The sequence below is a fragment of the Bacteroides sp. HMSC067B03 genome (assembly GCF_001811315.1).
Taxonomy (GTDB): Bacteria; Bacteroidota; Bacteroidia; order Bacteroidales; family Bacteroidaceae; genus Bacteroides; species Bacteroides faecis.
On sequence record NZ_KV804514.1, the window covers coordinates 83,657 to 89,332 of the forward strand.

The 5,676-nt window shown below is 37.8% G+C and carries 5 protein-coding genes and 2 pseudogenes; 5 read left to right on the forward strand and 2 right to left on the reverse strand.

Annotation, left to right across the window (positions count from 1 at the left end; translation table 11 throughout):
• The first annotated feature begins 220 nt into the window (after nucleotides 1-220).
• A pseudogene (locus tag HMPREF2794_RS30075) lies at nucleotides 221-1,253 on the forward strand (transposase).
• A gap of 325 nt (nucleotides 1,254-1,578) precedes the next feature.
• On the opposite strand, the pseudogene HMPREF2794_RS27335 reads toward HMPREF2794_RS30075, so the two are convergent.
• Nucleotides 1,579-1,779: pseudogene (locus tag HMPREF2794_RS27335) on the reverse strand (DNA polymerase III subunit epsilon); the annotation flags it as partial.
• Between the two features lie 74 nt (nucleotides 1,780-1,853).
• On the opposite strand from HMPREF2794_RS27335, the gene HMPREF2794_RS27340 reads away from it, so the two are divergent.
• Together HMPREF2794_RS27340 and HMPREF2794_RS27345 are read left to right on the forward strand one after the other, a co-directional pair.
• Nucleotides 1,854-2,672, forward strand: coding sequence for a helix-turn-helix domain-containing protein (locus tag HMPREF2794_RS27340; RefSeq protein WP_070753243.1), 819 nt, complete (start codon nucleotides 1,854-1,856; stop codon nucleotides 2,670-2,672).
• 88 nt (nucleotides 2,673-2,760) lie between these two features.
• Entirely contained in the window at nucleotides 2,761-3,177 is a 417-nt protein-coding gene (locus HMPREF2794_RS27345; RefSeq protein WP_055268995.1) for a pyridoxamine 5'-phosphate oxidase family protein, read from the forward strand.
• A gap of 151 nt (nucleotides 3,178-3,328) precedes the next feature.
• Here HMPREF2794_RS27345 and HMPREF2794_RS27350 read toward each other — a convergent pair whose 3' ends face one another.
• Nucleotides 3,329-3,604, reverse strand: coding sequence for a putative quinol monooxygenase (locus HMPREF2794_RS27350; RefSeq protein WP_010538682.1), 276 nt, complete (start codon nucleotides 3,602-3,604; stop codon nucleotides 3,329-3,331).
• A gap of 393 nt (nucleotides 3,605-3,997) precedes the next feature.
• On the opposite strand from HMPREF2794_RS27350, the gene HMPREF2794_RS27355 reads away from it, so the two are divergent.
• Together HMPREF2794_RS27355 and HMPREF2794_RS27360 are read left to right on the forward strand one after the other, a co-directional pair.
• Nucleotides 3,998-4,837 carry an RteC domain-containing protein gene (locus HMPREF2794_RS27355; RefSeq protein WP_070753245.1) on the forward strand — a complete coding sequence of 280 codons (840 nt, stop codon included), beginning with the start codon at nucleotides 3,998-4,000 and terminating at the stop codon, nucleotides 4,835-4,837.
• A 107-nt stretch (nucleotides 4,838-4,944) separates the two neighbouring features.
• Complete coding sequence (locus HMPREF2794_RS27360) at nucleotides 4,945-5,571, forward strand: DUF1062 domain-containing protein (protein ID WP_010538680.1); 627 nt, start codon at nucleotides 4,945-4,947, stop codon at nucleotides 5,569-5,571.
• The last annotated feature ends 105 nt before the right edge of the window (nucleotides 5,572-5,676 follow it).

A 5,676-nucleotide genomic window follows, 5' to 3' on the forward strand; every position in this document is an offset into this window, starting at 1 on the left:
AAGATACTAATTTGAAAGCAAATCACAACAAAGCAAGTTGCGTAAAAAAAGAGATGGCGCTGTATTCAATGGCTCAAATTTAGATATAAATTGCGATTTATATGCCAGTGTAATAAGAAAAAGTCAAGCCCACCCCTATCTTTATGGCGTGAGAGGTATCGATGGACGAGCCTCAAAATAAATGTTTGACGAGCTCATAGTCTCAAAAATGTTATCTCCAATGAGAATAGTATGTGGTCTTGACGTTCACAAAGATAGTGTATTTGCCTGTATCTTGAATGATAATGGCGACAAACTAGAATTCAAATATGGTGTTTTGACGCCTGAGTTGGAAGAGTTACATCAAGTTAGTGAACTCTTATTTCATCAAGTAGTTGCCTGGTAGGAAGAGTGATGTCCGTGATGCGGCTTGGATTGCGGAATGTACCATGAAGGATTTGATCCGTGGAAGTTTTGTTTCCGGCACTATTGTTCAGCGTATGCGGCAATATAACCGTCGTATATTTTACTTAAATAAAGAAATCGTTTACAAGCTTACTAAATTGGTCGCTGTTCTTCAATATTGTAACATTCGCATAAGTAACTATGTTTCCTCGACCGATAGCAAAACTACAAAGAAGTAGTCCGTCTTATTTCAGAAGCTATCAACGATGCCAATTATCTTTCCTGTGTTATTCATGGGCGCACAGTAAACCGTGTGGGTAAAGATGTTATTATCAACTAATTGACGTGCGCCATATCGGAAGTTGACATTGATTTAATTGGTCAGTATCTGGAAGAAATAGATCTTTTTCAGAGGCATAAGCAAGAGAAGCTGACTCAAATGTGCCAGAATGAATTTCCCAAAGAGTTTGAAAATCTCCAGACTATCCCGGGAGTCAAGGAACGTTCCGCCGCCTCCATATTAGCAGAAATAGGAGCGGACATGAAAATGTTTACCGCATCATCCCTAGTGTCATGGTGCGGCTTCAAACCTCGAAATGAAGAGAGTGTAGGAGAAATCAAATCGCGTAGAATCCGCATGGTAATAAATATATTCGAAAGATAATGATTGAATGTGCGTGGGGTGCAGCAAAACCCAGAACTGTTTCTTCTCGAAATTTAGTTATACACAAACTGTTATCAGAAAGAAAAATGCTATGAAAGTCAAAGTGGCTGTCGCTAGAAAAATGTAAATGGCTATTTGGTATGTATTATCAGAAAGCAAGCCTTATATCGATTATAAGAAGCCTGATACAATAGGCTACTCATAATATACCGCTTATTGTAAGGCCAGTATCTTTGTGGTAGTTTTTTGACACCGTCTTGTAAATAGACTGATGCTTTGCGGCTTAGGATGCCAGTGCTGGGACGTGAGAGCCCGAAGAGGAAAACGAAGAATAAAAAGCAGCAAGACTACCCTGCTAAAGGTGCCCAAGAAACTCCATGTGCCTCAAAGAAGAAGAAAAGACAAGCGGGAGGCATAAAGACAGGCGTGATCTTGACTTAAATTCGTTTTCTTAGAGAAAAGATACTAATTTTGAAAGTAAATCACAACATGCTCTATATCTATTTGGGTATGTTTTAATAGATTGAAAACTCTGTTTCCATCGAATCTTTTTTATATGTCAATCCATGGATTTTTGTCATCCACTGAATATAATAATTGGGAGCCGGACGAATCATTCGGTATATCTTATCTACAATTTTCCCTCCTCTGACAATGACTACCCCAATGCTATATACACTGGTAAGTTTACCGTTGGCCGTTTCAAAGTTGATAGCTGCGAAGTTTTCCATTATTTCCGATGTTTTTAATTGTAAATATACAAATTAGCATTTATTCTCTTTATATTTGCGTATAAAATATACCGATGTACACAGAATATCAGCCCTCTTACTTACTTGCTCCCTATATCGATAATTATTGGGAATTTAAGGGAAAACCGGAATATGGTATGCGTATCCATATTTTGCCGGATGGTTGTACCGATTTTATTTTTACGTTGGGAGATGTGGTGAGTACGGTCAAAGAAGAAACGCTGGTCATGCAGCCTTATAGTGCTTACTTTGTAGGTCCGATGACGAAGTATTCGGAACTTGTTACTTATGCCGAATCTGTACATCAGTTCGGTGTCCGTTTTCTGCCTTGCGGATTATCCTGTTTTACAAAGTTACCTTTGCATGAATTTGCGAACCACAGAATCAGTACGAATGAGATGCAGGCAGTTTTCGATATTACCTTTATTGAAAGGTTGTGTGAGCAAAACCACGTGCAAGGCAGGATTCAGGTCGTTGAAGAATATCTCTTGACGTATCTTGCACATAATTACCAGCCTGTTGACTCTCAGGTTGCTGTAGCGGTGGATATGATCAATCAATCCGGTGGAAAACGTACGGTTCGCAGTCTGATGAATGAGGTATGCTTGTGCCAACGTCATTTTGAACGGAAATTTAAGCACTGCACCGGGTTTACCCCTAAAGAATATAGCCGCATTGTTAAGTTCAGAAATGCAGTGGAATTACTGAGGAATACGACATCTGTCAATTTACTGACTACTGCTATTGATACCGGGTATTATGATTTGGCGCATTTCTCAAAAGAAATCAAGTCATTGTCGGGCAATACACCTTCATCGTTTCTCTCGCTTACGGTTCCGGAAGATAGAACGCTGACATATATCGAGCCGTAGATCCCAATGAGTGAAAGTCGATTTTTTACAACAGAACGGTCTCATGTACTCTTATCTTTGTAGCGAAATATATAAATACAATAAGAGTATGTCAACAAAAACGATGAAAGAGAAAGCTGCGGAATTATTGCGGAAATGTGAAGTTGTAGTGCTGTCTTCCGTGAATAAAGAAGGTTATCCGCGTCCTGTACCAATGAGTAAAATCGCAGCGGAAGGGATTTCTGCTATCTGGATGTCTACCGGAGCAAATTCATTAAAGACGATTGATTTCTTGTCAAATCCGAAAGCCGGATTATGCTTTCAGGAAAAGGGGGACAGTGTGGCATTGATGGGAGAGGTGGAAGTCGTAACGGACGAGAAGTTAAAGAAGGAACTCTGGCAGGACTGGTTTATCGAACATTTTCCCGGTGGTCCTACAGATCCGGGGTATGTATTGCTGAAATTCACAGCCAATCACGCGACTTACTGGATTGAAGGTACTTTTATTCATAAAAAGCTTAATTAATCTTGTTGTAGAGTGATTGTGAAATACCGGACTTGATGAGTATCGGTACACTTGTATGAGAAAAAAGAGAAAAACAGATCCTCTTACAGACGGATTGTTCTTCTCTTTTATGTTTGGACTGAATGATTTATTTCGTCAGCCTGAAACTCATTTAGAATTCAAACTTTTCCAGCTTCATTTCAGCTAATTCCTGAATGATACCTACGTATTGGGCAAAATGAGCGGATTTCTCATGAGCTGCCAATACTTCGGCATTCTGCCATGTTTCGCAAATCATGAAAACATCACGGCGGGTACTACTTTCAAAAGTATCATAAGCAATACATCCTTCTTCTTTCAAAGAACAAGCTGTCAGTTCTTTTGCTGCTTCAATCGCTTTTTCGCGGTTTGTTTCGTTTACACGAACAAAAACATTTAATCTGATCATAGTCTTTTTGTTATTTATATGATTAAAAAGAACGGTTTCATCACTGTGTCTGTGAAGAACCGAAGGCAAAGATACAATTTTTCTGTAGCTTCCAACAGGCTGTTTTCAAAATTTCATATAAACTTCACATAATCAAAAAAAACGGTTATATTTGCATCTAAATTCTAAAAGCAGCTATTTTGGGCACAATTCTTAAATTTGTTATAGCTTACTATTAGCCTCATAAACCACAGGCTAATTTCTTTTGTTTGAGTAGTTCTACTTGAACCGGTTTTTCATTTTATCAATTTTATTATTCACTGTATCGGTTTTTACAACGGATGCAATTGGGTATTCAGGCTTTTAGTCAGATTCCTTTTGACGGTCAGAAAGCTGCGGATACATGGAGAATGAATGGAAAATTTCGTAAGAAATACTAAGCTGAACATAGAAGAAGAAATAAAAAGGATAGAGCAACAGCCGATTGAAACTCTTGATAAGATAAAGAAGATCATCGATGTCATACAGGTTTCGCTTGCTTTGCTGAAAACGGCCGTTATCGGATATCAATTTCAAAATCCTGAAGAAGAGATTCTTTTCTTTAAGGTCTGGAAACCGCAGATTTCCGGGCTGCTGATGTTTTATGTCCGTTTATATCAGATTGAAAAGAACCGTGCTGACAAGTCCCTGTCAGTCCAATGCAGATATTTAAAGATGGAACTGGAGAATATACAGAAGTCTTTTTTGAATAATAGCTTTTATGATTATTACCGTGCCGGTCAGACTGTACTTGACAACCAATATTTTATCCGTGCGAATTATGATATTCTTTCTGACATTCATTATCATTTGCTGGACAGGGATTCCTCTTTTACCACTTTGCACGATTCAAGTGTCGCAATGATTCTGGCAAATCAGCATTTGATAGAATATATATCGGGTGAAATAGATTCGCTATCGGAAAAATTACAGTTTAAATTCATCTCCATAGTAGACAGTAAGTTGCTGCAATGGACGGATAGTAAAGTGGCTTTGGTGGAATTTATTTATGCACTGTATGCAGGGAAATGCTTTAATAATGGAAATACCAGTCTGAAGGACATTGCTTTCTGTTGTGAGGCTCTTTTCAATATTGAGATTGGCGACTTTTATCGTATCTTCCTGGAAATCAGAAACCGGAAGAAGAGCCGAACACAATTTCTGGATAAGTTGAAGGATAAAATACAAAAGATGATGGACGAACTTGACGGATAAATTTCATGGTATCTTGTGACATCTTGTGAATTTTACAAATGGCTTATATCCAACTTTGCGGAGACAAATAATTGATTCACAAAGAAAGATAACAGATTTGTATATTTATGGATGCAACATTTACCTGGGAGATAAAAGCAAAGAACTCTCCTTTATTAATTAAGAAATGCAGTCATTGTGATAGTGACCGATTCTATTGTAGTGATAAATTTAGAATGAATGCGCAGAAGAAGAACATTGATGTCTGGCTGATATATAGATGTGTGAAATGTGATCATACGTGCAATATTACTTTGCTGTCGCGTACCAAACCGGATCTGATAGATAAAACTCTGTTTCACAGCTTTTCCATGAATGATTGGAAAGCGGCCTGGAAATATGCTTTTTCAACCGAACTTGCCGGCAGGAATAATCTGAAACCAGATTATGATAGTGTGGAGTATGAGGTTGCAGGGCATTTTTCAAAAGAAGATATAGCTCATGTATCTGATGAGACAATAAAGATTCAGGTCAGATGTGAGTTTGAGTTTAATCTGAAACTGTCCTCCTTATTAAAAAGGAATTTTCTTCTCTCCAGTACTCGGTTAAAGCGCTTGTTCGAACAGGGAGCGATTTCGCTTCTTTCCGGTAAAGTACCACAGAAATATAAAGTAAAGGATGGGGATATCATATTGATAGACAAAGAATATTTGCTTGGTATGATGGATTTTGTTGATAGCTTTATTGCAAAATAGGGCATTGATTAATTTATTATTACTACTTTTGTTTTATGAGGAATAGATGAGTTCATAAACTAAGTAATATTACTAAAGTTTCCCACCCCTTAAAACACTAACTTT

Excerpts from the sequence above, each read along its gene's own strand:
- HMPREF2794_RS27340 (WP_070753243.1), top strand. The coding sequence starts at position 1,854 with ATGTACACAGAATATCAGCCCTCTTACTTACTTGCTCCCTATATCGAT.
- HMPREF2794_RS27360 (WP_010538680.1), top strand. The coding sequence starts at position 4,945 with ATGGATGCAACATTTACCTGGGAGATAAAAGCAAAGAACTCTCCTTTA.
- HMPREF2794_RS27345 (WP_055268995.1), top strand. The coding sequence starts at position 2,761 with ATGTCAACAAAAACGATGAAAGAGAAAGCTGCGGAATTATTGCGGAAA.
- HMPREF2794_RS27350 (WP_010538682.1), bottom strand. The coding sequence starts at position 3,604 with ATGATCAGATTAAATGTTTTTGTTCGTGTAAACGAAACAAACCGCGAA.
- HMPREF2794_RS27355 (WP_070753245.1), top strand. The coding sequence starts at position 3,998 with ATGGAAAATTTCGTAAGAAATACTAAGCTGAACATAGAAGAAGAAATA.